General features: G+C 71.1%; 16 protein-coding genes. 7 read left to right on the top strand and 9 right to left on the bottom strand.

Going from position 1 to position 25,704, the window contains the following annotated elements; translation table 11 throughout:
* Positions 1 to 25 precede the first annotated feature (25 nt).
* The 4 genes from H566_RS0110360 to ompR all read right to left on the bottom strand — a co-directional run bounded on the left by H566_RS0110360 (position 26) and on the right by ompR (position 3,544).
* Positions 26 to 550, bottom strand: a complete 525-nt coding sequence (locus H566_RS0110360; RefSeq protein WP_028311390.1) for a carboxymuconolactone decarboxylase family protein — start codon at positions 548 to 550, stop codon at positions 26 to 28.
* A gap of 97 nt (positions 551 to 647) precedes the next feature.
* The gene (locus H566_RS0110355; protein ID WP_028311389.1) at positions 648 to 1,196 is read right to left on the bottom strand and encodes a peroxiredoxin; all 549 of its coding nucleotides are present in this window, start codon (positions 1,194 to 1,196) and stop codon (positions 648 to 650) included.
* 163 nt (positions 1,197 to 1,359) lie between these two features.
* Complete coding sequence (locus H566_RS24255) at positions 1,360 to 2,754, bottom strand: sensor histidine kinase (RefSeq protein WP_245591325.1); 1,395 nt, start codon at positions 2,752 to 2,754, stop codon at positions 1,360 to 1,362.
* Between the two features lie 58 nt (positions 2,755 to 2,812).
* Positions 2,813 to 3,544 carry an osmolarity response regulator transcription factor OmpR gene (gene ompR, locus H566_RS0110345; RefSeq protein WP_156924370.1) on the bottom strand — a complete coding sequence of 244 codons (732 nt, stop codon included), beginning with the start codon at positions 3,542 to 3,544 and terminating at the stop codon, positions 2,813 to 2,815.
* 195 nt (positions 3,545 to 3,739) lie between these two features.
* Between ompR and H566_RS0110340 the strand changes: the two genes are divergently transcribed.
* The 4 genes from H566_RS0110340 to H566_RS24250 all read left to right on the top strand — a co-directional run bounded on the left by H566_RS0110340 (position 3,740) and on the right by H566_RS24250 (position 6,448).
* Positions 3,740 to 4,108, top strand: a complete 369-nt coding sequence (locus H566_RS0110340) for a hypothetical protein (RefSeq protein ID WP_156924369.1) — start codon at positions 3,740 to 3,742, stop codon at positions 4,106 to 4,108.
* A 27-nt stretch (positions 4,109 to 4,135) separates the two neighbouring features.
* Positions 4,136 to 4,852, top strand: coding sequence for a tRNA (adenosine(37)-N6)-threonylcarbamoyltransferase complex dimerization subunit type 1 TsaB (gene tsaB, locus H566_RS0110335; protein ID WP_028311386.1), 717 nt, complete (start codon positions 4,136 to 4,138; stop codon positions 4,850 to 4,852).
* A gap of 79 nt (positions 4,853 to 4,931) precedes the next feature.
* On the top strand, positions 4,932 to 5,330 hold the full coding sequence (rimI, locus tag H566_RS0110330; protein WP_245591324.1) for a ribosomal protein S18-alanine N-acetyltransferase: 399 nt from the start codon (positions 4,932 to 4,934) through the stop codon (positions 5,328 to 5,330).
* On the top strand, positions 5,327 to 6,448 hold the full coding sequence (locus tag H566_RS24250; protein ID WP_156924368.1) for a uracil-DNA glycosylase: 1,122 nt from the start codon (positions 5,327 to 5,329) through the stop codon (positions 6,446 to 6,448). The genes rimI and H566_RS24250 overlap by 4 nt, the downstream gene beginning before the upstream one ends.
* A 42-nt stretch (positions 6,449 to 6,490) precedes the next feature.
* Here H566_RS24250 and lplT read toward each other — a convergent pair whose 3' ends face one another.
* Positions 6,491 to 7,807: a lysophospholipid transporter LplT gene (gene lplT / locus H566_RS0110320; protein ID WP_028311384.1), complete on the bottom strand. Its 1,317-nt coding sequence runs from the start codon at positions 7,805 to 7,807 to the stop codon at positions 6,491 to 6,493.
* Positions 7,808 to 8,063: 256 nt separating this feature from the next.
* On the opposite strand from lplT, the gene alr reads away from it, so the two are divergent.
* The 3 genes from alr to H566_RS24245 all read left to right on the top strand — a co-directional run bounded on the left by alr (position 8,064) and on the right by H566_RS24245 (position 11,334).
* Positions 8,064 to 9,146 (top strand): alanine racemase, encoded by a 1,083-nt coding sequence (gene alr / locus H566_RS0110315; protein WP_028311383.1) that lies wholly within the window; start codon positions 8,064 to 8,066, stop codon positions 9,144 to 9,146.
* On the top strand, positions 9,146 to 10,561 hold the full coding sequence (gene radA, locus H566_RS0110310; RefSeq protein ID WP_028311382.1) for a DNA repair protein RadA: 1,416 nt from the start codon (positions 9,146 to 9,148) through the stop codon (positions 10,559 to 10,561). Before alr ends, radA begins: the two co-directional genes overlap by 1 nt.
* A gap of 98 nt (positions 10,562 to 10,659) precedes the next feature.
* The gene (locus tag H566_RS24245; RefSeq protein WP_051378522.1) at positions 10,660 to 11,334 is read left to right on the top strand and encodes an urease accessory protein UreE; all 675 of its coding nucleotides are present in this window, start codon (positions 10,660 to 10,662) and stop codon (positions 11,332 to 11,334) included.
* A gap of 9 nt (positions 11,335 to 11,343) precedes the next feature.
* On the opposite strand, the gene H566_RS24240 is transcribed toward H566_RS24245, so the two are convergent.
* The 4 genes from H566_RS24240 to H566_RS0110285 form a co-directional block, all read right to left on the bottom strand.
* Positions 11,344 to 13,494 carry a site-2 protease family protein gene (locus H566_RS24240; RefSeq protein WP_051378520.1) on the bottom strand — a complete coding sequence of 717 codons (2,151 nt, stop codon included), beginning with the start codon at positions 13,492 to 13,494 and terminating at the stop codon, positions 11,344 to 11,346.
* 29 nt (positions 13,495 to 13,523) lie between these two features.
* Positions 13,524 to 14,942 (bottom strand): efflux RND transporter periplasmic adaptor subunit, encoded by a 1,419-nt coding sequence (locus H566_RS24235; RefSeq protein ID WP_051378519.1) that lies wholly within the window; start codon positions 14,940 to 14,942, stop codon positions 13,524 to 13,526.
* A 21-nt stretch (positions 14,943 to 14,963) separates the two neighbouring features.
* Positions 14,964 to 24,698, bottom strand: coding sequence for an Ig-like domain-containing protein (locus H566_RS0110290; protein ID WP_028311381.1), 9,735 nt, complete (start codon positions 24,696 to 24,698; stop codon positions 14,964 to 14,966).
* A gap of 67 nt (positions 24,699 to 24,765) precedes the next feature.
* Entirely contained in the window at positions 24,766 to 25,704 is a 939-nt protein-coding gene (locus H566_RS0110285) for an efflux RND transporter periplasmic adaptor subunit (RefSeq protein ID WP_245591323.1), read from the bottom strand.

Raw genomic sequence — 25,704 nt, 5'->3', positions numbered from 1 at the left:
GGGAGCCGAGCGGCTCCCGCGTCGATCAGCGACCTTCGGCGGCCAGCACCTGGGCGGCGGCATTCACCACCGCCGCGATGCGGCCCACGTCCTTGAGCTGCTGCATCGTCAGGCCGTGCTGCCGCAGCAGGTCGTAGTGGCTCTTGATGCAGAAATGGCACTTGCCGACCACCGAGGCAGCGAGCGCGAACAGCTCGAAATTCACCTTGGTCGTGCCGCCGTTCGACGCATACGCATTCATGCGCAGTTGGGCCGGCGAGCCTTGCAGTTCCTTGTCGCCGGTGTATTCGGCGAAGGGGTAATAGGCGTTGTTCATGCCCATGAGCGCGGCGGCGGTCAGTGCGCCGTTCAGCTCGGCCTCGGGCAGGGCGCCCGAATTGCGGATCGCATCGGTGATGAACTTGCTCTTCGCGGCAAAGGCCGCCGCGAGCGCAGCGCCGATGGCCTGTTCGGGTGCGAGCGACGAACGTGCGATCACGCCGTCCAGATTCAGGCGGATGTCCTTCGCGTAATCGGGGATCGCTTCCTTGATCGAAGTCAGAAATTCCATTGTTTTCTCCTATCGGGCACGGGTGAAAAAGCCCGCCGGAGCGGGCTGATCGGCGGATGACAGCATGGCCATCCGCGCATTGGCCATGAAGCCGCGATTACAGCGTGGCGCCACCGACGCCGCGGTTGCAGGGGCAGAGCTCGTCGGTTTGCAGGCCGTCGAGCAGACGCAGGATTTCTTCCGGCGAGCGGCCGACGTTCAGGCTGTTGACCGAGACGTGCTGGATCGTGTTGTCCGGATCGACGATGAAGGTGGCGCGCAGGGCGACGCCGGCCGACTTTTCGCGCACGCCGAGCTGGTCGACGAGCGAGCCGGTCACGTCGGCGAATTGCCAGTGGCCGAGCTTGTCGAGGTCCTTGTGCTCACGGCGCCAGGCCAGCTTGCAGAACTCGTTGTCGGTCGAGCCACCGAGCAGGACGGCGTCACGGTCTTCGAAGTCCTTGGCCAGCTTGTTGAAGCCGACGATTTCGGTCGGGCAGACGAAGGTGAAGTCCTTCGGGTAGAAGTAGATGATCTTCCACTTGCCGGCGAAGCTGGCTTCGGTGATCTCTTCGAAAGCCGAGACGCCGTTTTCTTCGTGATGGTTGAAGCCGGGCTTGACGCCGGTCACCTTGAACGCTTCGAGCTTGTCGCCGATGGTCTTCATGAGGCTCTCTCCTGAGATTGTGTGGGAAGTAGCGGGCCGGCCGGCCACGCCGGGCTGCGTCGCGGCGCCCTTGTGATCCGCCGCACGCGATGTGCGAATACTAAGCTATCAAAATCAGTTGTCTAATTGATTTTGCAAAAACTGTTCATAGGGCGAAGCGTCATCAAGCAGGCTGGTTCTCGCCGCTGCGCCGTGCGGACTTGCGCGCGGCACTCTCGTCGCCGATGGGCAGTTCGACCGTGATAGCGAGGCCACCGTGAGGCCGGTTCGTTACCCGCCAGCTCCCGCCCATGCGCTGGATCACGCGCTCGACGATCGCCAACCCCAGTCCTGCACCCGATGCCGAAGTGCGGGCCACCTCACCACGCGTAAATGGACGCTTGATGCGTTCCAGATCCGCCTCCGGCACGCCGGGGCCGCTGTCCACCACCTCGAACACCGCCATCGGGCCTTGGCGGCGTAGCCATACCTCAATCTGCGCCGGTTCGTCGCCCTTGCGTCCGTACTTGCGAGCGTTCTCGACAAGGTTGGCTGCGAGTCGTGTCAGATCCGTTTCATGGCCCTGCACGATTACGCCCGGCGCGATGTGAGTCTCGACCACTGCCCCTTGGCGCCCCACCAGTTCCGCCTGATTTTGCAGGATGGCCGACAGGTCCACGGGCGTCGCGCTGCCCGCCTTGTGTGGCCGCGCGAAGTCGAGGAACTGGGAAACGATCTTGTCCATCTGCGTAATGTCGGAGGCCATCGCGTCGCGAGTGTCGTCGCTTAGCGGGGCCATCTCGATTTCGAGCGTCAGGCGGGCGAGGGGAGTACGCAGATCATGCGAGATGCCTGCCAGGATCAGCGTGCGGTCGGCCTCGATGCGCTGCAGGTCGTCGACCATGCGGTTGAAGCTCTCGTTCAGTTCACGGATCTCGCGCAGATTGCTGCGTCCCAGTGGTCGGGGCTGACGACCATGGGAGAGCTCGCGCACCGCGCGCGTGAGCCGGGCGATCGGCTGGTTGACCAGCCCGACGATCACCGCCGCGCCCGCCAGCGACAGCACCAGCGCGACGGCGGCCCAGAAGGCCCATTGCACGCCGGGAAAGCGTTCTATGCGATCACGCGCCAGCACCACCCAGTACTCGTCCTGGTCGATCTCGAAGCTCACCCAGAAGCCCTGGGCGCCATTCACCCAGCCCGCGATGCGTGTGCCGGGTCCGAGGCGTTCGACCATGTAGCGCTCGAGTCCGTCGAAGATCGGATCGTGCGGCAGTGGCTCGATCACGTCGTCCTGTTCGAACGGATAGATGCGGATCGATTCGTTGTCGCGCAGGTCGGCGAGCAGCGCGCCCCGATGCTTGGGCGCCGAATGGATCAGCGCTGCCTTGGTGATGTTGACTACGGAGGTCAGATGCTGGCCGAGTTGCTCGATGCGGGGCTCGAGTTCGATCGAGCGCAGCGTCAGCACCCAGGCCGTCAGGCTAAGAGTGAGCAGCAGCCCGATGAGCACGAAGGTGCGCCAGAACAGCCCGCCGGGCATGAGCGCCCGGAAACGGACACGAGCGGTGCGGATCAAGATGCATCAGCTCCGATGCGCGAGTCGAACACGCCGGCGGACGCCGGCGTCGGGCAGATCATTCCTTGCCTTCGGGAACGAAGACATAGCCCAGACCCCAGACGGTCTGGATGTACTTGGGCTTGGACGGATCGGGTTCGATGATCTTGCGCAGACGCGAGATCTGCACGTCCAGACTGCGGTCGAACACCTCGTACTCACGACCACGCGCGAGTTCCATGAGCTTCTCGCGCGAGAGCGGAATCTTGGGATGGCGTGCGAACACCTTGAGCACGGAGAACTCGCCGGTGGTGAGTTCGATCGGCACCTCGGTATCGCCCGTCTTCTTCTTGAGCGCGCGCGTTGCAAGGTTGAGCGTGAAGTCACCGAAGGTGACGGTGATGTCTTCCTGTGTCGGGGCACCCGGTACCTCGGGCGGCCCGCGACGGCGTAGCACCGCGTTGATGCGCGCGAGCAACTCGCGCGGATTAAACGGCTTGGGCAGGTAGTCATCGGCGCCCATTTCGAGGCCGATGATGCGATCGACGTCCTCCGCCTTTGCCGTGAGCATGATGATCGGCGTCTTGTCGCCCGCGCCACGAAGGCGACGGCAGATCGCGAGGCCATCCTCGCCGGGCAACATGAGATCAAGCACGAGCAGATCGAAGCGTTCGCGCATCCAGAGCTTGTTCATCGCCGTCGCGTCGGCAGCGACGAACACGTTGAAGCCTTGCTCGGTCAGGTAGCGGCGGAGAAGGTCGCGCAGCCGTTCGTCGTCATCGACAACCAGAACTCGCTGGGACAAGGCCATAACACCATCCATCCTTTCTTGGTCTGATCGACCCATCGTACAAAGATAGCTGCGCCGTTCAGGCACATGCCGCCTTGATCTGACAGGCTGTTACACAGCTTACCGGTGCCGGACGGCGGGCGGGGCGCCGCCCACGAAGCCTCGGCTAGACTTCCCGACGGTCGGAACTCGATAACTCGTGTGGATATGAGCGGCATGCAGGACGAAGTGGTGGGTGAGGGCAACGGCGACCACAAGCCGGTTGCAAGCGGTTGCGCGGTGCTTGCCGCGCTTGCCATGGTGGCCGCGCCGCTGGCCGTCGCGAGGGCACAGCCGCCGGGTGATGCCCGGCCTTGGAGTCAGCCCGAGAAGATCGAGCAGTCGGCGCCGCTCGAACACGGCTCCCGCTTGGCACCGCGCATCCCGGGCAATCGCATCGAAGGCGGTGATCGGGCCGGCTGGTCGCTGGAGCGCGGCGTGACTGCGAGCCAGGCCGCCGCCGGTCGCGACCTGCTCAGCAGCGAAGACCGCGCCGCGTTGCGCAACCACATTCGCGAGCAGGGCCAGGTCATCTACAAGCGTTGATTCCCGGGTCGCTACAATCGCGGCCCGATGTCATACGAATCCTCTTTCCCGCCGATCCTCGCGCTCGACACTTCGGGCAGCAGTACCGATGTCGCGCTTCTTGCGCAGGGTCGGTTGCGTGAGGCCCACGCGCTGGGTGGCCCGGAAGCTTCGCGGCATCTGCTGCGACTGGTCACCGAAGTCCTTGACGTCTCAGGATTGGTTCTCGGCCACCTTGGCGCGATCGCCTATGGCGCTGGGCCGGGGGCTTTTACCGGCATCCGCACTGCAGCAGCGGTCGCGCTCGGTCTTGCCGTTTCGATCGGCTGCCCGGTGGTGCCGGTCGGCACGCTGGAAGCCCTGGCGCATGACGCGCAGTCTGCCGCGAGCACGCGGGTCGTGACGCTCATGGATGCCAGGATGGGCGAGATCTATGCGGCTATCTATGCGCGCAGGCCCGATGGCGGTCTCGACTGTCTGCTGGAGCCGTTCGTCGCGGCGCCTGGCGTCGCGATCGAGGTCCTCGGCGCGAACTTGCCCGACGGCTGGCGCGATGTGCTGGTGGTGGGGGCGCATCGGTTGATCGCGGTCTGGCCGGAGGGCGTTGTGATGGGCTCATCGGCGTCGGTGTCCGCGACGGCGATCGCCGAACTCGCCGCCGTCAAGCTTGCTTCCGGAGCCGCTTTTCCGGCCGAGCAAGCCCAGCCCGTCTATGTCCGAAACAAGGTCGCGCAGACGCTCGCCGAGCGCGCCGCCGCCCAGTGATGGTTTGACGATGACTGCCTATCGACCGAGCGCCACACCGTCGCTGCGCGCGATGTGCGAGGACGATATACCCGCGATCATGGCCATCGAGAAGCTGGCCTATCCCTTCCCCTGGACGGCTGGAAATTTCGTCGACTCGATCCGCAACGGCTATCGCACCTGCGTGGCGATGCTGGAAGGCGAGATCGTGGGTTATTCGGTGCTGCTCTGCGCCCTTGACGAGGCGCATCTGCTCAACATCACGATCGCCCCGCAGTTGCAGCGACACGGCCTGGGGGCCTGGTTGCTCGACCGCACGATCGAACTGGCTGGTGATGCCGGCGCGACCTGCATGATCCTCGAGGTCCGGCCGTCCAATCCGCGCGCCCGCGCGCTGTACGAGCGTCGCGGTTTCATCCAGATCGGGTTGCGCAAGGGCTACTACCCGAACGGCGCGTTTCGGCGCGAGGACGCCGTCGTGATGAGGCTGAGCTGGTGAGTTCATCCGATCAGGGACGTCGCGCGCGTCTGCTCGCGGCCATGGAAATCGAGCAATGGGTGCTGCGCGGCGGGAGTGCCGTCGCGAGTCCGCCCGCGCTGCTCGCCGCCGCCGACGCGGTCATTGCCGCCGAGGCGGCGACGGCCGTTCCGCTCCCTTCATTGGTCAATCCGGCGGAAGCGGCCGCGATCGCGCAGCCGGTGACGGCGACGCCGGAAGCAGCGGAAGCCGAGGTGGCGCGACAGCCTTCGCCGATGCCTGCGGTCGGCGCGGTCGAGCATCACGACGGGCCTGGCAATGAGACTTCCGTGGTGGCCGATCGTCCGGACGACGCCCGCGCGTCGTCGAGCGGCGGCGCGGCGAGATCGCTGGAATCGCCGATGCGGGAATCGTTCCGCGCGGCTACCGGCGATGGCGGCCCACCGGCCTTCTGGGACGACATCCCCGATGACGCCGACTATCCCGGCGTCGATGACGACGCGCCCCTCGTCGATCTGCCCGAGGACGGCAGCGCCCGGCGGCGGCGCGAGATCGCCGCGCTCGACTGGGAAGGTCTGCAGGCCCATGCAAGCGGCTGCCAGGCCTGCGGCCTGTGCTCGACGCGCAAGAACGTCGTGTTCGGCGTCGGCCCGCGCAGCGCGCGCGTGCTCGTGATCGGCGAGGCGCCGGGCGCGGACGAGGATGCGAGCGGCGAGCCCTTCGTCGGTCAGGCCGGCAAGCTGCTCGACGCGATGCTCGCGGCCATCAAGCTCGACCGCCGGCGCGACGTGTACATCGCCAACGTGCTCAAGTGCCGTCCGCCGCGCAACCGCGATCCGCTGCCCGAGGAGGTTCACGCCTGCTCGATGTATCTCTCGCGGCAGGCGGAACTGCTCGCGCCGGAACTCGTGCTGCTGGTCGGTCGATTTGCCGCCCAGGCGATGTTGGCGACCGATGCCAACGTCGGCCGGCTGCGCGGCCATGTGCATTCGGTCGACCTCGGCGGGCGGCGCGTGCCGGCGGTGGTGAGCTACCACCCGGCCTATCTGCTGCGCAGCCCGGCCGAGAAGTCCAAGAGCTGGGCAGATCTGTGCATGGCGCTCGAGGTGCTCGACGCGGCAAGGACGGCGGCGGGTTGAGGTTGCCGGTCAGTCCGGCCTGAGGCGCCCGCTAACCCGGGCTCAATGATGCCCGTCTGGGATCAGCGCCATCGCGTCATGCTCGCGCTGGTTCTGCTTGTGGCGGCGGATGACGGTCTGCATCGTCGCGGCGACGAACAGGCCGAAGGCCGTGATGATGAAGGTGACCGGCAGATCCAGCTTCACGAGGCCGGCGTACACGCACAGCATCACCAGCACGCCCAGGTTCTCGTTGAAGTTCTGCACCGCGATCGAATGGCCGGCGCTCATGAGCACATGGCCGCGATGCTGGAGCAGGGCGTTCATCGGCACGACGAAGTAGCCGGCCATCACGCCCACCAGCAGGAGCAGGCCGCAGGCAATCAGCATCGCCCATTCGATCGTGACGCCGCCGACCGTGATGCCACCGCTCGGCAGGATGTCGCGGTTGATCATCGACAGCGCGATCACGCAGAAGCCCATGGCCATGCCCACCGGCAGCACGCATAGCGACTTGCGCAGCGGCACGCGCGCCGCCGCCCAGGCCGCGCCGAGCGCGATGCCCACGGCCACGACCGATTGCAGCATCGCGCCGCGCGACAGGTCGAGTTGCAGCGCCCATTCCGCCCAGGCCAGCACGATGAATTGCAGCGTCGCGCCGGCGGCCCAGAACAGTGTCGTCACCGCCAGCGAGATCTGGCCCAGCCGATCGCTCCACAGCACGCGGTTGCAATGCGCGAACTCGCGGATGAGCTTGAGCGGATGCGTGTGCTGCTGCGGGTAGCGCGCTCCGGTGTCGGGAATACCGAAGTTGATCGCGGCCGCCGCCAGATAGATGAGCGCCACCACGCAGATGGCCGACTCGGCCGGCGAGTCGATACCGGTATCGACGCCGGGCAGATCAAGCGCGAGCAGCAGCGTCGAGATCTTGACCGACACCAGCGCGCCGCCGAGCACCACGCCGAGGATGATCGACGTGACCGTCGTGCCCTCGATCCAGCCATTGGCGGCGACCAGTTTTTCCGGTGGCAGCAACTCGGTGAGGATGCCGTACTTGGCTGGCGAGTAGGCCGCCGCGCCCAGGCCCACGATGGCGTAGGCCGCGAGCGGATGCGCGCCGAAGAACATCGTGGCGCAGCCGGCGATCTTGATCATGTTGGTCCACAGCATGACCCGGCCCTTGGGGCGCGAATCGGCGAACGCGCCGACGAAGGCGGCGAGCAGCACATAGCTGAGGACGAAGCAGAACTTGAGCAGCGGGGTCATCCAGTCCGGCGACTCGGCCTCGCGCAGGAGCGCGATGGCTGCGATGAGCAGGGCGTTGTCGGCCAGCGAACTGCAGAACTGCGCCGCCATGATGGTGTAGAAGCCACGCTTCATGAGGCGGAGTCAGGTGAGGAAAGACGGCGGGCGCGCAGCAAAGGACGGGTCGGGGAGGATGCGTTTTGGACCGGTTGGGCGCGACCCGGGGGGACGGCGTCGGCGGGTTATATCACGAATGTAGCGACGTTCCGGACCGCGCCCGGCATGGTCGCGGCTCCGTTCGGCGGGCGGTTTTTGGTGCCCGGATGAGCGATGGCCGAGGTCTAGAATCGACCGGAAAAACACCGATTTCTCCTCGCTCGCCAGGTCGATCATGCCCCGTCCCATCCTCGCTTCCCTCGATCCGAGCGCGGTCGCGCACAACCTCTCGCGGGTCCGTGAATGCGCGCCGCGCTCGCGGGTCTGGGCGGTCGTCAAGGCCGATGCCTACGGGCATGGCATCGAGGCCGTCTATCCGGCGCTCGCGTCGGCCGACGGCTTTGCGCTGCTGGAGATCGGCGAGGCGGCGCGCATCCGGGCGCTCGGCTGGACCGGGCCGATCCTGCTGCTCGAAGGCTTCTTCGACGCGGCCGATCTGGAGGCGGTGCTGGAACTCAAGCTCACGCCCGTTCTTCATGACGACGCGCAGATCGACATGCTGCTCGGCATGCGGCCGTCGGCGCCGGTGGATGTGTTCGTCAAGTTCAACACCGGCATGAACCGGCTCGGCTACACGGACGGGCGCGGGCGCAAGGCGGTCGAGCGGCTGCGCGCTGCGTCGGAAGTGGGCACGGTCGGGCTGATGATGCATTTCCCGGAAGCCGACCTGCCCGATGGCGTGGCCGGGCCGCTCGGGCGCTTCGAGGCCGAGACCGCCGGGTTGCCCGGCCCGCGTTCGATGGCCAATTCGGCGTCGGTGCTGCTGCATCCGGCCACGCATGCCGACTGGGTGCGGCCGGGCATTCTTCTGTATGGCGGCTCGCCGACGGGCGACCGCGACGGGCCGGCCTTCGACCTGAAGCCGGCGATGGAGCTGACGAGCGAGCTGATCGCCGTGCAGCAGCTCGCGCCGGGCGAGGCGGCGGGTTACGGCCAGCGCTTCGTCGCGCAACGGCCGACGCGCGTCGGCGTGGTGGCCTGCGGCTATGCCGACGGCTATCCGCGTCACGCGCCGGACGGCACGCCGGTGATGGTGGCGGGCCGGCGCTGCGCGCTCGCGGGCCGGGTGTCGATGGACATGCTCACGGTGGACATCACCGACGCGCCCGAGGCCGGCATCGGCAGCCGGGTCGAGCTGTTCGGTCGGCATCTGGCGGTGGACGAGGTCGCGCGGCATTGCGGGACGATCGGATATGAACTGATGTGCGCCGTCGCGCCGCGCGTGAAGCGGCGGGTTGGTTTCGGAGAAGCAGGCTGATGGCAAAGACGGGCGGCAAGGCCGCGAAGACGCAGTACGTCTGCTCCGAGTGCGGCGGCATCGCACCCAAGTGGACCGGCCAGTGCCCGCACTGCCACACCTGGAACACGCTGAGCGAGGTGCCGGTCGAGGCGCCGTCGGCCAACCGCTTCGGCACGCGGCGCGGCGCGGAAGGGCTGGTCGAGGCGGCGGCGGTGCAGCCGCTCGGCGACATCGAGGCGACCGAGATGCCGCGCTTCAGCACCGGCAGCGAGGAGTTCGACCGCGTGCTCGGCGGCGGCCTGGTGCCGGGCGGCGTGGCGCTGATCGGCGGCGATCCGGGCATCGGCAAGAGCACGCTGCTGTTGCAGGCGCTGGCCTTCATCAACGCCAACGGCCGGCGCGCGCTCTACATCAGCGGCGAGGAAAGCGGCGGGCAGATCGCGCTGCGCGCGCGCCGGCTCGGGCTGCTGGAGAACGCGGCGGGCGCGATGGCGCTGCCGGTCGCGTCCGAAATCCAGCTCGAACGCATCGAGGCGACGATCGCGGCGCAGCAGGCCGAGGTGGTGGTGATCGACTCGATCCAGACGCTGTTCAGCGAGGTGCTCACGTCGGCGCCGGGCTCGGTGGCGCAGGTGCGCGAGTGCTCGGCCCAGCTCACGCGCATCGCCAAGCGCGACGGCATCACCGTAATCCTCGTCGGCCATGTGACGAAGGAAGGCTCGCTGGCCGGCCCGCGCGTGCTGGAGCACATCGTCGATACGGTGCTGTATTTCGAGGGCGACACGCATTCGAGCTTCCGCCTCGTGCGCGCCTTCAAGAACCGCTTCGGCGCGGTGAACGAACTGGGCGTGTTCGCGATGACCGATCGTGGCCTGCGCGGCGTGAGCAATCCGTCGGCGCTGTTCCTGAGCACGCATGAAAAGCCGGTGCCCGGCTCCTGCGTGCTGGTGACGCAGGAAGGCACGCGGCCGCTGCTGGTCGAGATCCAGGCGCTGGTGGACGAATCGCATGCGCCGGCGGCGCGGCGGCTGTCGGTCGGGTTGGAACAGAACCGGCTCGCGATGCTGCTGGCGGTGCTGCACCGGCATGCGGGCATCGCGGCCTTCGATCAGGACGTGTTCGTGAATGCCGTGGGCGGCGTGAAGATCAGCGAGCCGGCGGCCGACCTGGCGGTGCTCGCGGCCATCCATTCGTCGCTGCGCAACAAGCCGCTGCCGCGCGGGCTGGTGGTGTTCGGCGAAGTGGGGCTGGCGGGCGAGATCCGGCCCGCGCCGCGCGGACAGGAGCGGCTGCGCGAGGCGGCCAAGCTCGGCTTCTCGATCGCGGTCATCCCCAAGGGCAATGCGCCCAAGGATGCGCGCGGCAAGTTCGAGGGGCTGGAGGTGAGGGCGGTCGAGCGGCTTGATCAGGCGCTGGATGCGCTGCATGACTGAGGACGGCGGCGTCCCGGTCTCTATCCCCGCCGGCGCCCGCGCTTGAAACCCGCCCATCCGCCCGCACACTGAACGCACTCATCAGCCAAGGACATCCCATGAGCGACACCCTCACCATCAAGAAGATCCTCGGCGGCAATGCGCGCCCGGCAGGCATCCTGCTCAAGCGCGCCGCCACGGTGGAGCTCGACTCGGCCCAGCGCGCCCATCCGAAACTCACGGTCGAGACCGCGACCGGCCCGGTCGTGCTCGACATCGACGCGCCGGTGGCCGTGGACGACGTGCTGCTCGACAGCAAGGGCAAGTTCTGGCTCGTCGCGGCGGCGGTGGAAGACGTGGTGAACGTGGCCGGCCCGGCGCCCGCGCTCGCGCGGCTGGCGGCGGCGCTCGGCGGCGAGCATGTGCCGCTCGCCGTCACCGATGACGGCTTGCTGCTTTTGCCCGGCGCCGCGCCGGCCGACTGGCTCGCCGGCTTTGGCGTCACGGCAAGCAGTGCGCGCGCTGCTTTCCGCCCCGAGAAGCCGGCGCCGATGCATCCGGTGCATGTGCATGACGAGCATTGCGGCTGCGGGCATGACCATGGTCACGATCATGGTCACGGGCATGCGCACGACCACGGGCATGCGCACTCGCATGAGCACGGCCATGCGCATGAACACGCCCACGAGCACGGCGCGCACGCCCATTCGCATGAGCACAAGCACGACCACGGTCACGATCACGCGCATGACCACGGCCATGCGCACGACCACGGGCATCACAAGCACGGCTGACGCCGTCGCTCAGAACCCCGCCTCCCGCACGAAGGCCGACGCGCCCCGGTTCCACAACCGTCCCCAAGCGCTCGCGGCCGCGCCGCCGAACACCACATGCCCGCGCCATTCGCGCGGCGCGAGCGGCGGCGCCTCATCCATCTCCAGCTCGACGCGGTAGAGCGCCTGCACCGGCGCCCAGCCCGCGTTCGTCTCGCGCGCATCGACGAGACCGCCGTTGGCCTGGGCCAGCAGCGGCTCGGCGAGCACGGCGCTCGGATGCGGCGCGACGCTCGTGATGCGCGCGGGCAGTCGGCCGAGCGGCGCGGCGTCGGCCGTGACCTGCGCCGTGTCGCCCGCCTTGAGGCCGCGCGCCGTGGCCTCGTCGGCATAGGCGACGACACGCCAGCGGTTGGCCGAGGCGAGGTGCAGCAGGGTCTCGCGCGGCGTGGGCGAGATCGCGCCGGCGCGCAGTTCGGGATTCATGTCCACCACCACGCCGTCGAAGGGCGCAACCGGCTGGTAGCGCGCCAGCTCGGCGTCGGCGGCGTCGGCCTGTTCGCGCGCGGTGGCGAGCGCGGCTTGCAGCGATTGCCATTGCGCCTGCCGCTCGGGGCTGAGCGCCGCGCCGGCCACTTCGCGTTCGAGGTCGGTGATGCGCGCCAATGCGGTGTCGCGCTGCTGCGTGGCGGCGGGCACCGAGGTGCGCAGCAGCGGCTGGCCCGCGACAACGCTCTGTCCGGGCCGCACGCCGATTTCCTCGACCATCACCGCCGCCGGCAGCCGCAGCGCCAGATGCCTTGCCGGTTGCAGCATCGCCGCGCCGGTCGTGCTGCCGGTCCAGGGCACGAAGCCGAGGCCGATCAGCGCCGCCAGCACCGCGCCGCTCAGCCTGGCGCGACGCGATCCGAGCCAGGCCGCGCGACCGGCCCGCCACACGCGCAGCTCGCGCAGCAGCGGCCCGGCGATGAACCAGCCCATCTCGACCGCGAACAGCACCAGCCCCAGCGCCTTGAAGCCGAAGTGATAGACCGTCCAGGCGATGCCGAGATAGAGCGACAGCCGCCAGCCCCAGGTGGTGAAGCCGAAGGCCAGCATCGCGCGGCGGCCGGTGTCGGACAGCGCTTCGGGCGGCTCGGCCTGCCAGCCGAGCAGCACGCGCCGCAGCCACCAGCGCGCGAGCGCGAAGCTGCGCTCATGCAGATTGGGCTGGTCGAGCGCGTCGCACAGCAGGAAGTAGCCGTCGAAGCGCATGAAGGGGCTGAGGTTGACGAGCAGCGTGCTCACCCAGGTCATCGTGCCGAGGATGAAGGCGGCGGTGCGCGGCGCGCCGTCGGGCAGCCAGGTCCAGGCCAGCGTGGCCCAGACGGCGATCGTCAGTTCGGTGCGCACGCCGGCGGCGGCGATGCGCAGACGGGCGCGCGCGTCGGCGAGGCGCCAGGCGTCGGTGGTGTCGGTATAGGCGACGGGCCAGAGCACCATCAGCGCCACGCCCATCGTCGGCACGCGGCAGCCCTGGGCCTTGGCGACGAAGGCGTGGCCGAGTTCGTGCGCGAACTTCACTGCCACCAGCGTCGCGCCGTACAGGCCGAGGCCGCGCCACGACAGCAGGTCGAGCCATTGCGCGCCGAGCGCTTCGCTCTGCTGGCTTACGCCGACCAGCGCGGCGATCAGCGCCACGACCGTCGCCGTCGCGAAGCCGTCGCCGCCGAGCCAGCGCACCGCCGGCAGCAGCCGGCCCAGCGGCGCGTCCGGCCGCCACAGCGGCACGCGGAAGAACAGGTAGTGATGCAGCAGCCAGGTGACGGCGTCGCGCCAGCCGCGCCGTTCGCGCCGCAGCCCGGCGGGCGAGGGGCCGGACGGCTGCACCAGCGCCTCGCGGCGGGCGAGGGCAAGCACTTCGCGCACGTCGTCGCCGGTCACGCTGAGCGTGGTCTGGGCGCGGACCTGGGCGGCGACGAGGTCGGCATCGCCGAGCCACCAGCGGCGCAGGATTTCGTAGGTCGGCCAGTCGATGCGCAGGAAGCGGTGGCGCACCGGGTCCTGGAGCGTCCAGCTCGGCTGGCCGTTGCGCGTGGCGGGGCCGTGGTGCAGGCGCAGTTCCTCGCGCAGCGGGGGGAGGGCGCTGTCGGCCAGCGACGGCGTGCCGGCCTCGGGCGCGGTGGCGGCGAGGGCGTTCATGGGCGAAGGCAGGGCGGCGTCCATCGCGTTCACCAGCCGGTGGTTTCGCGCAGCGCGGCGAGCGGGCGGCGCAGCACCCAGTAGCCGAGCGGCACGCGCGGGCCGTCGATGCGCACGGTGCCGCGCGCGCCGAGGCGCTCGGTGGCGTCGCCGTCGAGCGTGCCGCGCAGGCGGTAGCCGAGACCGGCGTCGGGCCGGTGCTCGGCCTCGAAGGCGTAGAGCCGCAGCTTCGCCTCGACCGGGCTGCCGGGGCGGCTCGCGAGGTGGAGATGCATCGGCGTGCCGTCGGGCAGGTCGATCGCGTCGCCGGCGGCGAGCCAGGCTTCGACTTCCTGATCGCCGGGGCGGGCGAGCTTCATCACCGCCTCGCCGGCGCTGACCGTGCGGCCGGGCCAGCCGCCCGCGTCCTGGATCAGCACCACGCCGTCATGCGGCGCGACGAGCGCGGTGCGCCGTACCTGCTGACCAAGGAAGGCCACGTCGGCGCGCTTCTCCTCCACCTTGCCGATCGCCGCCGCGAGCTGGGCCTTGGCGCGCGGATCGTTGAGCGCCTGCTGGCTGGTCTGGCGCCATTCGGTCTCGGCGGTGAGCAGCGCCTGCTGCGCGACCTGGAGCCGGCTCGACCAGCCGGCGTCGTCGAGTTCGGCCAGCACCTGGCCGGCCTGCACGAACTGGTTCGGCTCGACCTTCAGCTCGCGCACCGTGCCGTCGAGCGCGGCGCGCAGCACGACCGGATCGCGCGGCACGATCTCGCCCGGCGCGCGCACCGTCAGATGCACCGGCAGGCAGAGCACGCCGATCAGCGCCGCGAGCGCCCAGCCGATCCGGCGTCGCCGCGCGGCCGGCTGATGGCGCATCACGTTGACGAAGCCGCGCCAGCCGCCGGCCGAGGCCACGCGCGCTTCGGCGCGCCGGCCCGAATCCAGCGCCCGCCACAGCCCGAACCAGCGGCCGAGCGAGTCGGCCTCGTCAGCCATCCAGGGGAGGTCGCGCACGAGCAGCAGGCCCGACGCCTGCCCGTTCGCGGCCGGGGCCTGCGCGTCGTGCGGCGCCGGCGAGGCATCGGCCGCGTGCGCGTCCGACGCCAGACCTTCCGCCGCCGGCAGCCACAGCAAATGATCGGGCCACCACTCCGCCCATTCGGCCGCGAGCGCGGCATCGGCGATGTCGGCCGGCGACAGCGCGCCGCCCGGCCGGCCGCGCAACTCGCACGCGAGCCGCCCGAGCCATTGCGCATACGGCCCCTGCGCATCCACCTCGCCCGCGCCCGAATGCCCGGCGATGCGCCCGTCCGTCACCAGCACCGCGATCTGATAGGGCCAAGCCTCGCGGCTGCGGTCGAGCAGCAGGAAGCGGCGTTCGGCGGCGGTCTGCGCGGCGGCGGTCGCGTCGAGCAGCGCCAGCGTCGCGGCGGTATCGGGCGGCGGATGGCCGTGGTCGTAGGGCATGCGGTGCTCCGTGCGCCGGCGTCAGGCGCGGCGGGCCGGGCCGGCCGGGCGCTGCTGCGCGCGCCAGCCGTCGGCGGTGAGGGTGAGCGCGTCGCCGCGCTGGAGTTGCTGGCTCAGGCCGGCGCCGCGCTGGCCGGTCGGCTTGCCGACGGTGATGCGGAACATCACCACCGCCTCGCGGCCCTGCGAGTCGCGCGCCACCACCTTGATCGCCACATCGCTCGTCAGATTGGCCGGCGGCTCGCCGGTGAAGGTGCCGGCCTTGCCGTCGAAGCTGAGCCAGCCAGGCAGCGGCTTGCCGTTGGCGAGCGTGGCCTGGAGCGTGACGGTCTCGTTGATCTGGGTGTGGAGGAAGGTGTCGGCCGGCAGTTGCAGGTTGAGCTGCTGGCCGAGCTTCACCACCTGGTCGTCCACGCCGCGGAACACCGACAGGTTCGGCTCCGACGAGGGATTGACCATGACCTGGAAGCCGCTCGGCCGGGTGTAGATGTCGCCCTGCTCGCGGCCGAGGTCGAACTGCGGCGTCGTCGGCGAGTGCGGCGCGTCGATCGGCTGCGGATGCATGAAGCTGCCGAGCGGCGTGGACGGCGGCGTGAGCGCCGAGTCGAACACGGGCGCGGGCGCGGCGCGGGCCGGCGCCGGCGGGGCGGGCGGCTCGACCGGCGTCGGCGCGGGCACGGGTGCCGGCGTGGGCGCGGGCAGCGGCGCGGGCGGCAGCTCGCGCTGCACGGTGATCGGCACCGCCGCGCCCTCGTCGCCTCCGGCGCCCAGCGGACGCAGCGCGAAGCTGTAGGCGCCGACCGCGCCCGGCGTGCCGCCGGCATCGCCCGCGAGCGCAGTCATGTCGATGCCGGACACCGACCAGTGGCCGTCGGCATCGGCGCGCACTTCGGCCAGCAGATGGCCGTCGGGCGCGTAGAGCCGCAGCGTCTGCCCCGGCACCGCATCACCGGCCAGCGTGATGACGTTGGCCGAGGTGACGCGGTCATGGTCGGAGGCGCCGAGGTCGAAGGCGGCGGGCAGGCCGATGCTCGGCGCGCGCAGCACCTCGACCGTGGCGGTGGCGGGCACCGAACGGGCGCCGTCGTTGTCCACCGCCGCGAAGCCGAAGCTGGCGTTGCCGTTCCAGCCCGCCTCGGGCACGAACCACGCGCGCGCGCCGGCCACGATGTCGTCGGCATGCAGTTCGCGCGTGAGGCCGGCGTCGGCATAGAGCCGGCCGTGGGCGGGCAGGGCGGTTATGGCGCGGCCGGCGATGCTGCCGTCGATGTCGCTCGCAGGCAGGTCGATGGCGATGGCGCCGCCGTCCTGCAGGCCGGTGGCGCTGGCGTCGGGCGCGACCGGCGCGTCGTTGCTGCCGGTGATCTCGATGGTGACGACGGCCGTGCTGCCATCGGTGGCGCGCACGGTGAAGCGTTCGGTGCGCACCTCGCCGGCGCGCAGCTCGTCGTGGGCGGCGTTGGGCGTGAAGGTCCAGCGGCCGTCGGCGGCGAGTGTGAACGTGCCGAGCGCGCCGGCGGTGCCGGCTTGCGGCACGAAGGCGGCCAGGCCGTCCACGTCGCTGATCGGCAGGCGGCCGCTGGCGGTCATCGCCGCGAGGTCGTCGCCTTCGGTGAGGTGGACGGTCGTGCCTTCGGGCGCCGACGGGTCGTCCACGCCGTGGATCGTGACGGTGATGACCTGGCTCGCCTTGCCGTCGCTGGTGGCGACGGTGAAGGTTTCGGTGCGCGTCTCGCCGGCGCCGAGCGATTGCACGGCGTCGTTGGCGACGTGGTAGCTCCAGCGGCCGGCGGCGTCGATGGCGAGGCTGCCGAGCACGCCGTCGGCCGGCGTGACGGTGGTGGCGAAGCGCGTGCCGTCGGCGCCGCCTTCGATGGCGAGCGTGCCGCCCGCCGCGAGGTTGCCGGCGCTGACGTCGCGGTCCTCGGTCACGTCGCCGGCGTGCTCGCCGGTGATGACCGGGTCGGTGACGGGCGGCGGCGCGTCGGCCACGCCGGTGATCGTGATGACGATGTCGTGCGCCGTGCCGTCGGCGCTGCGCACGGTGAAGGTCTCGGTCTTCTGCTGGCCGGCGTCGAGCCAGGCGATGGCGGCGTTGGCGACGCTGTAGGTCCAGTGGCCGTCGGCGTCGATGACGAGGTGGCCGACCGTGCCGTCGGCGGCGACGACGGGCGCGCTGGTGTCGATGCCCGACTGGCCGTGGTCGGCGTCGGTCACGGCGAGCGTGCCGCGCACTTCGAGCGTCGTGATGCTGTCGTCCTCGGTGACGCTGCCGGCGTCGGCGCCCGCGCCGGTCGAGAACACTGGCGCGTCGGCGGTGCCGGTGACGGTGATGGTGAGCCGCGCGGTCGCGCTGCCGCCGTGGCCGTCGGAGATGGCGTAGGTGAAGACGTCGTCGGCGGTTTCGCCGGCGCGCAGGTCGGCGGCGTGGCTGGCGGTGTAGCTCAGGCTGCCGTCGGCGGCGAGGACGAGGTCGCCGAGATGGCCGGTGAGCGTGCCGCCGCCGGCGAGGCGGGCGAGCGCCACGCCGCTGACGACGAGCTGGTCGTGGGCGTCGGCGTCGCCGTCGTTGACGAGCACGCCGTCGGCAGCGTCGATGACGAGGGTCTGGCCGGCGGTGACCGACAGGCGATCGTCGGCGGCGACGGGGGCGTCGTTGCGGCCGGTGACGGTGATGCTCACGGTGGCGGTGCTGCTGCCGCCGTGGCCGTCGGCGACGGTGTAGGTGAAGACGTCGGTGGCGGTTTCGCCGGCGCCGAGCCAGGGTGCGCTGGCCTCGTAGGCGTAGCTGCCGTCGGTATTGAGCGTGAACACGCCGAGGCTGGTGGCGATCGGCCGGCCGAGCTGGTCGGCGTTGGGCGTGCCGCCGGCCACGGCGACGCCGGTGATGACGAGGCTGTCGCCGGCGTCGGGATCGCTGTCGTTGGCAAGCAGGCCGGTAGCGGCGCTGGCGGCGAGATCGCCGGTCTGGCCGACGCTGGCGTGGTCGTTGTCGGCGACGGGCGCCTGGTTGGCGGGCGGCGTGACGGCGGTGCCGGTGACCGTGATGGTCAGCGTCGCGGTGGCGGTGCCGCCGTGGCCGTCGCTGGCTTCGTAGGTGAAGACGTCGGTCGCCGTGCTGCCGGCGGCGAGGCTGGCGGCGTTGTCGGCGGCGTAGCTGTAGCTGCCGTCGGCGTTGAGCGTGAGGTGGCCGTAGCTGCCCGCGACGCTCGCGCCGAGGTTGCCCGCGAGGGGCGAGCCGGCGCCCGCGACCACGCCCGAAACCGCGAGCGAATCGCCCGAGTCGGCGTCGCCGTCGTTGGCGAGCACGCCCGCGCCGGTCGAGCTGGCGCTGTCGCCCGCGTCGAGGCTGGCGCTGTCGTTGGCGGCCGTCGGAGCGTCGTTCGTGCCGGTGACGGTGAAGCTGATCGTCGCGGTGGCTGTGCCGCCGTGGCCGTCGCTGATCTCGTAGGTGAAGCTGTCGGTGCGCGTCACGCCGGTGGACAGGCTGCCCGCGCCATCCGCGGCATAGCTGTAGCTGCCATCGGCATTGAGCGTGAGATGACCGTAGCTGCCCACGACGCTCGCGCCGACCAGGCCGGCGGCGGGTGTGCCGCCCGCGCCGGCGGCGACGCCGCTGACGACCAGCGAGTCGCCCACATCCGGATCGCTGTCGTTGGCGAGCACGGCGCCCGCGCCACCGGTGACGGTCGCGTCCTCGTCGACCGAGCGGCTGTCGTTGGCGGCGGACGGCGCGTCGTTGATGCCGGTGACCGTGATGGTCAGCGTCGCGGTGGCTGTGCCGCCGTGGCCGTCGCTGACCGCGTAGGTGAAGACATCGCTGGCCGTACTGCCGGCGGCGAGGGCGACGGCGTTGCTGGCGACATAGCTCCAGGCGCCATTGGCGCCGAGCGTCAGCTCGCCGTAACTGCCCGTGATCGCCGAGCCGACGTTGCCGGCCAGTGGCGAACCGCCGCCCGCGACCACGCCCGAGACGGCGAGCGAATCGCCGCTGTCGCCATCGCTGTCGTTGGCGAGCACGCCCGCGCCGGTCGAGCTGGCGCTGTCGCCCGCGTTGACGGCGCCGCTGTCATTCGCAGCCGACGGCGCGTCGTTCGTGCCGGTGGCGGTGAAGGTGATCGTCGCGGTGTCGGTACCGCCATGCCCGTCGCTGATTTCATAGGTGAAGCTGTCGGTGCGCGTGACGCCGGCGGAGAGGCTCCCAGCGCCATCGGCGGCATAGCTGTAGCTGCCGTCGGCATTGAGCGTGAGATGGCCGTAGCTGCCCGCGATGCTCGCGCCGACCGAACCGGCCGATGGCGTGCCGCTCGCGCCTGCCGCGACACCGCTCACGACAAGCGAGTCGCCCGCATCCGGATCGCTGTCGTTGGCGAGCACGGCGCCCGCGCCGGCGGTGACGGTCGCGTCCTCGTTGACCGAGCGGCTGTCGTTGGCGGCGGAAGGGTCGTCGTTGGCGCCGGTGATGGTGATCGTCAGCGTCGCGGTGGCCGTGCCGCCATGGCCGTCGCTGACCGCGTAGGTGAAGACGTCGCTGGCCGTGCTGCCGGCGGGGAGGCCGACCGCGTTGCTGGCGACATAGCTCCAGGTGCCATTGGCGCCGAGTGTCAGCTCGCCGTAGCTGCCCGTGATCGCCGAGCCGACATTGCCCGCGACCGGCGAACCGTTGCCCGCGACCACACCCGCCACGACGAGCGAATCGCCGCTGTCGCCATCGCCGTCGTTGGCGAGCACGCCCGCGCCGGTCGAGTTGGCGCTGCCGCCCGCGCCGACGGCGCCGCTGTCATTCGTGGCCGTCGGCGCGTCGTTCGTGCCAGTGACGGTGAACGTGATGGTCGCAGTGTCGGTACCGCCATGCCCGTCGCTGATCTCGTAGGTGAAGCTGTCCGTGCGCGTGACGCCGACCGAAAGGCTGCCCGCGCCGTCGGCCGCGTAGCTGTAGCTCCCGTCGGCATTGAGCGTCAGATGGCCGTAGCTGCCCGCGACACTCGCGCCGACCGAGCCGGCCGACGGCGTGCCGCTCGCGCCAGCGGCAACGCCGCTCACGACGAGCGAATCGCCGGTATCGGGATCGCTGTCGTTGGCGAGCACGGCACCCGCGCCGCCCGTGACGGTCGCGTCCTCGTTGACCGAGCGGCTGTCGTTGGCGGCGGTGGGGCCGTCGTTGGCACCGGTGACGGTGATCGTCAGCGTCGCACTGGCCGTCCCGCCATGGCCGTCGCTGACCGAATAGGTGAAGACATCGCTGCCGCTCGCGCCCGCGCCGAGCCGCGCGGCGTTGCTGGCGACATAGCTCCACGCGCCGTTCGCGCCGAGCGTCAGCTCGCCATACGTCCCTGCGATCGCCGAGCCGACATTGCCCGCGACCGGCGTGCCGGTGCCCGCGACCACGCCCGCCACGACGAGCGAATCGCCGCTGTCGCCATCGCTGTCGTTGGCGAGCACGCCGGTGCCGGTCGAGCTGGCGCTGCCGCCCGCGCCCACGCCGGCGCTGTCGTTCGCGGCCGTCGGCGCGTCGTTCATGCCCGTGACGGTGAAGGTGATCGTCGCCGTGTCGGTCCCGCCATGCCCGTCGCTGACCTCGTAGGTGAAGCTGTCCGTGCGCGTCACACCGGCGGACAGGCTCCCCGCGTTGTCGGCGTTGTAGCTGTAGCTGCCATCGGCATTGAGCGTGAGATGACCGTAGCTGCCCGCCACGCTCGCGCCGACCGAACTGGCCGAAGGCGTCGCGCCCGAACCCGCCGCGACACCGCTCACCACAAGCGTGTCGCCCACATCCGCATCGCTGTCGTTGGCAAGCACGGCGCCGGCCGCACCGGTGACGGTCGCATCCTCGTTGACCGAGCGGCTGTCGTCGGTCGCGCTTGGCGCGCTGTTCACCGGCGCGCCGGTCACGACGATCGTGAGCGTCGCGGTGGCCGCGCCGCCGTGGCCGTCGCTGATCTCGTAGGTGAACACCTCGTTCGCCGTCGCGCCCGGGGCGAGCGACGCGGCGTTGTTGGCGCTGTAGCTCCAGTGCCCGTTGGCGCCGAGCGTCAGGTCGCCGTAGCTGCCGGTGACGGCCGAGCCGACATTGCCCGCCAGCGGCGTGCCGCCGCCCGCGACCACGCCCGACACGGCGAGCGAGTCGCCGGTGTCGGGATCGCTGTCGTTGGCGAGCACGCCGCTGCCGGTGGACGCGGCGCTGCCGCCGCCGAGCACGGCGCTGCTGTCGTTCGCGGCCGAGGGTGCGTCGTTGGTGCCGGTGATCGTGATGCTCAGCGTGGCCGTCGCGGTCGCGCCCTGGCCGTCGGTGATCGTGTAGGTGAAGACGTCGGTCGCCGTCGCGCCGGCCGCGAGGGCCACGGCGCTGTCGGCCACGTAGCTGTAGCTGCCGTCGGCGGCGAGCGTGAGATGGCCGTAGCTGCCCGCGATCGAGCTGCCGACCGAGCCGACCGGCGCCGTGGCCGAGCTGCCCGCCGTCACGCCCGTGACGCCGAAGCTGTCGCCGAGGTCGGCGTCGCTGTCGTTGACGAGCACGCCCGCGCCGGCCGCCGCCGAGGCCGTGCCGCCCGCGCCGATGCTGTCGCTGTCGTTCACGGCGGCGGGCGCGTCATTGGCGCCGCTCACCGCGATGGTCAGCGTCGCGGTGGCCGTACCGCCGTGGCCGTCGCTCACCTCGTAGGTGAAGACGTCGTTGGCGCTGCTGCCGGCGGCGAGCCGGGCGGCGTTGCTGGCCGAATAGCTCCAGCTGCCGTTGCTGCCGAGCACGAGGTCGCCGTAGCTGCCGCTGACGGTCGTGCCGACGTTGCCGGCCACCGGCGTGCCGCTGCCAGCGACCACGCCCGACACGGCGAGCGAGTCGCCGGTGTCGGGATCGCTGTCGTTGCCGAGCACGCCCGTGCCGCTGCCGCTCGCGCTGCCGCCGGCGCTGGCCGACGCGCTGTCGTTGGCCGCGGTCGGCGCGTCGTTGGTGCCGGTGACGGTGAAGCTGATCGTCGCCGTGTCGCTGCCGCCGTGGCCGTCGCTCACGGTGTAGGTGAAGACGTCGGTCGCCTGCGCGCCGGCGGCGAGGGCCGTGGCGTTGTCGGCGTCGTAGCTCCAGCTGCCGTCGGCGTTGAGCGTCAGATGGCCGTAGCTGCCCGCGACGCTGGCGCCGAGCGAGCCGGACGGCGCCGTGCCGGGCGTGCCCGCCGCGACGCCGGTGATCGCGAGCGTGTCGCCGGTGTCGGCGTCGCTGTCGTTGGCGAGCGCGCCCGTGGCCGCGTTGTGCGACAGGTTGGCGCCCGCGTTGAGCGCGCCGCTGTCGTCGCCGGCGACCGGCGCGTCGTTGGTGCCGGTGATCGTCACAGTGAGCGTGGCGGTGGCCGTGCCGCCGTGGCCGTCGCTCACCTCGTAGGTGAACACGTCCTGGCGGGTGGCGCCGGCGGGGAGGGCTTCGGCGTTGTCGGCCACATAGCGGTAGCCGCCGCCCGAGGCGAGCGTGAGGCTGCCGTAGCTGCCGGCGACGGCGTTGCCCACGTTGCCGGCCACCGGCGTGCCCGTGCCCGCGACCACGCCCGACACGACCAGCGAGTCGCCGGTATCGGGATCGGAATCGTTGACGAGCACGCCGCTGCCTGCGGCCACGTCCACGGTCTGGCCCTCGTTGGCGGCGCCGGTGTCGGCGCTGGCGGACGGGCCGTCGTTGGCGCCCGTCACGGTGATCGTGAGCGTCGTGTACGCGGTGCGCGACGAGGTGTCGGTGATGGCGTAGGTGAAGGTGTCGGTGCGCTGCGCGCCGGCCGCGAGCGCATTCGCGTTGTCGGCCGCGTAGCTGTAGCTGCCGTCGGCATTGAGCGTGAGATGGCCGTAGCTGCCCGCCACGCTCGTGCCGACCGAGCCGCTCGGCGCGCTGCCCGCCGCGCCGGCCGTCACGCCCGTGACGGTGAGCGTGTCGCCGGACGAATGGCTGTCGTTGCCCTTGACGTTGCCGGTGGTCGAGCCGTCCTCGGTCGCGGCGCCGGTGTCGGCCACGGCCGCCGGGCCCTGGCCGCGCACGGTGATGGTGAGCGTCGTGTGTCCGGTGCCGCCCTGGCCGTCGGACACGGCGTAGGTGAACACGTCGTTCACCGAGGTGCCGGCCGCAAGGCTCCCGGCGTTGTCGGCCACATAGCTGTACGTGCCGTTGCTGTTGAGCGTGAGATGGCCGTAGCTGCCCGCGATCGACTGGCCCACGTTGCCGAGCGGCGAGCCGGTTCCGGCGCTCACGTCGGTGACGGTCAGGGCGAGCGTCGCCGTGTCGTTGGCGAGCACGCCGGTCGCGGGCGCGAGCGTCGCGCCCTGATAGACCGAGCCGGTGTCGGCGCCGAGCGAGATGCTGGCGCTGGCCGCGCGCTGGGCCGCGAGCACCACGTTCATGCCGTCGACGAAGCGGTTGTCGGCCGGCATCGACACGCGGGTTTCGGTGTTGGCGAAGTAGCCCTCGTTGCCCGGCACGATCAGCAGGAAGCCGATGCCGTTGTAGGCGGCGGTGCCGTTGCCGGCGGTCCAGAAGTAGAGCGCATCGGAATCGCTCTGGTCGCCGTCGCGGCCCTTGATGTGCTTGGAGATGGCGCCCGCGAGCGTGACCGTCACGTTGCTGTGCAGCACGCCCGCGTTGTCGCGGAAGCTGCCGGTGAAGGTGATGCTGCCGGTGACGTCGTTGCCCTGGAGCTGGAAGTTGCCGTTGGCGTCGGTGCTGGCTGCCGAGGCGGTGAAGGCGATCGAGCTGGTCGAGAAATAGCTGCCGTTGACGGCGGCATTGCTGCCGGCCGGGTCGATGTCGGGGTTGGTGCTGCTGGCCGCGAAACCGCTGGTGCTGCCGGTGAAATAGAGCTGGTAGCCGTGGTTGAGGTACAGCGTGGGCGCGGTGAGCCGACCGTCCCAGCCGGCGGTCGAAAGGTCCATCGCGGCGGCGTCGATGTGGCCGTCGCTGGCTTCGAGCTGCCAGTCGCCGCCGGCGGAGGCGGTGCCGGTGGTGTCGGTGGAGGCGGCGACGTCGGTGCCGGTGAGCGCGCCGAGCCGGTCGATGAAGGCGAGGCCGGCGGCGTCGGCGGCCACGTCGCAGCCGTAGAGCAGCAGGTCGGCGCCGGGCGCGAGGCTGGCCTGCCAGCCGGCGAGTTCGGCCGCGTGCTGGTCGAGCGTGGCGCCGGTCAGCAGCGTGCTGCCGAGGGTGATGCTGCCCGCATCGCCGTGCGACACGACGTGGATGGCTTCGATGCCGTGATGGCCGGCGAGGTAGTCGCCGATCTGCGCGAGGCCGTCGCGCGTGGGGTCGAGCACGACCACGTCCACACCCGCGCGCACGGCGGCGGCGAGCTTGCCGGGGTCCTGCAGGCCGCCGTCGATGAACACGACTTCGTGGCTGCCGGCGGTCTCGCGGACAAGGCCGTAGTTGGTGTCGCGGGGCGTGGCGGCGTGGTTGCTGTCGTCGGCAGTGGGTGCGGCGCCCGCGGTGGTGGCAGCCGGCGTGCCCGACGCGGCTGCCGGGTCGGTCGCCTGCGTCATCTGCTGCGTCGCGGCCAGGCTTTCGGTGGCACCGGCGGCGGTCGTGCCCGAGGCATCGCGCGCGAGGCCGGCCGAGGCGGCGACTGCCGCCGATTCCGAGGCGCGCGCCGCATCGGCCAGCGCCGCATCGGCGGCGGCGCTGCGGGCGGCGGCGTCGGCAGCTGCGGCGGCATCGAACATCAGGCGCGGCTCGAGCGGCTGGATGCCCGGCGTGTTGCGGCGGACGAGGAGGGGGCGCAGGGGACGATGCATCGCGGATTCCGTTGCACCGGCCGGCGGCCGGCGCGTTGTTGCTTTGTGGAAGGGGGAAGGGCGGCGCTCAGGGCGCGCGGCGCTGGACCAGCACCCGGCCGCTCATGCCGGCCACGAGTTCGGCGGGCCGGCCGTCGATGGCGGCGACGACCTTGATCGACTGGCTCACCGGATCGACGCGCGCACCGAGGCGCAGCACCTTCGCGGGATAGTCGCGGCCGGTCTCGTCCACGGTGATGCGCACCGGACTGCCGACGCGCACCTCGGCCAGCCAGCGCGACGGCATGATGAATTCCAGCTCCAGCACGCTGTCGTCGATGACTTCGAGCAGCGCCTGACCCGGCTGCACGTACTGCTGCTCGCGCACCTTCTGCTCGGCCACGCGGCCGGCGAAGGGCGCGGCGATGGCGCACTTGCCGAGCTGGACGCGGATCTGGTTCATCTCGGCGCGGGTCTTGCCGGCCTCGCCCTCGGCCTGGTCGATTTCCTGGCGGCCGGTGGCGTTGAGTTCGGCCAGCCGGCGCTGGGTGGCGAGCTGCTTCTCGGCGGCGTCGAGCGCGGCCTGGGCGCGGTCGAGCTGGGCGCGCTGGAGGCTGCAATCGAAGCTCACCAGCATCTGGCCGGCGCGGATGGCCGAGCCTTCGGTGACGGGCAGGCTCTGGATGCGCGCGCCGATCTCGGCGGCGAGCGTGGTGTAGCGGCGCGGCGCGAGCTGGGCGCGCAGTTCGAGCGCGTCGGCGGCGGTGGCGGCGGTGGCGGCGGTGGCGGCGGTGGCGGCGGGCGCGGCCGGGGCGCCGACGGGCGCGGTCGTGGCGAGCGCGGTGCGCATCGGCTGCGCGGCCTGCGGGCCGGGCTGGGCGACGGCGTTCGGCGCGCTGGCGTTCTGCGTGACGGCTGGCCGGGGCGCCGGCTGGCTCGCCGTCGGCGTGGCCTGCTGGGCGCCGGCCGCGAGGCAGGCGCCGGCCAGCGCCAGGGCGGCGGCGGTGCGCGGGAGGCTGGACTTCAT

The sequence above is a fragment of the Derxia gummosa DSM 723 genome (genome assembly GCF_000482785.1).
Lineage (GTDB): Bacteria > Pseudomonadota > Gammaproteobacteria > Burkholderiales > Burkholderiaceae_E > Derxia > Derxia gummosa.
This window is presented reverse-complemented; position numbering and strand designations above follow the sequence as displayed.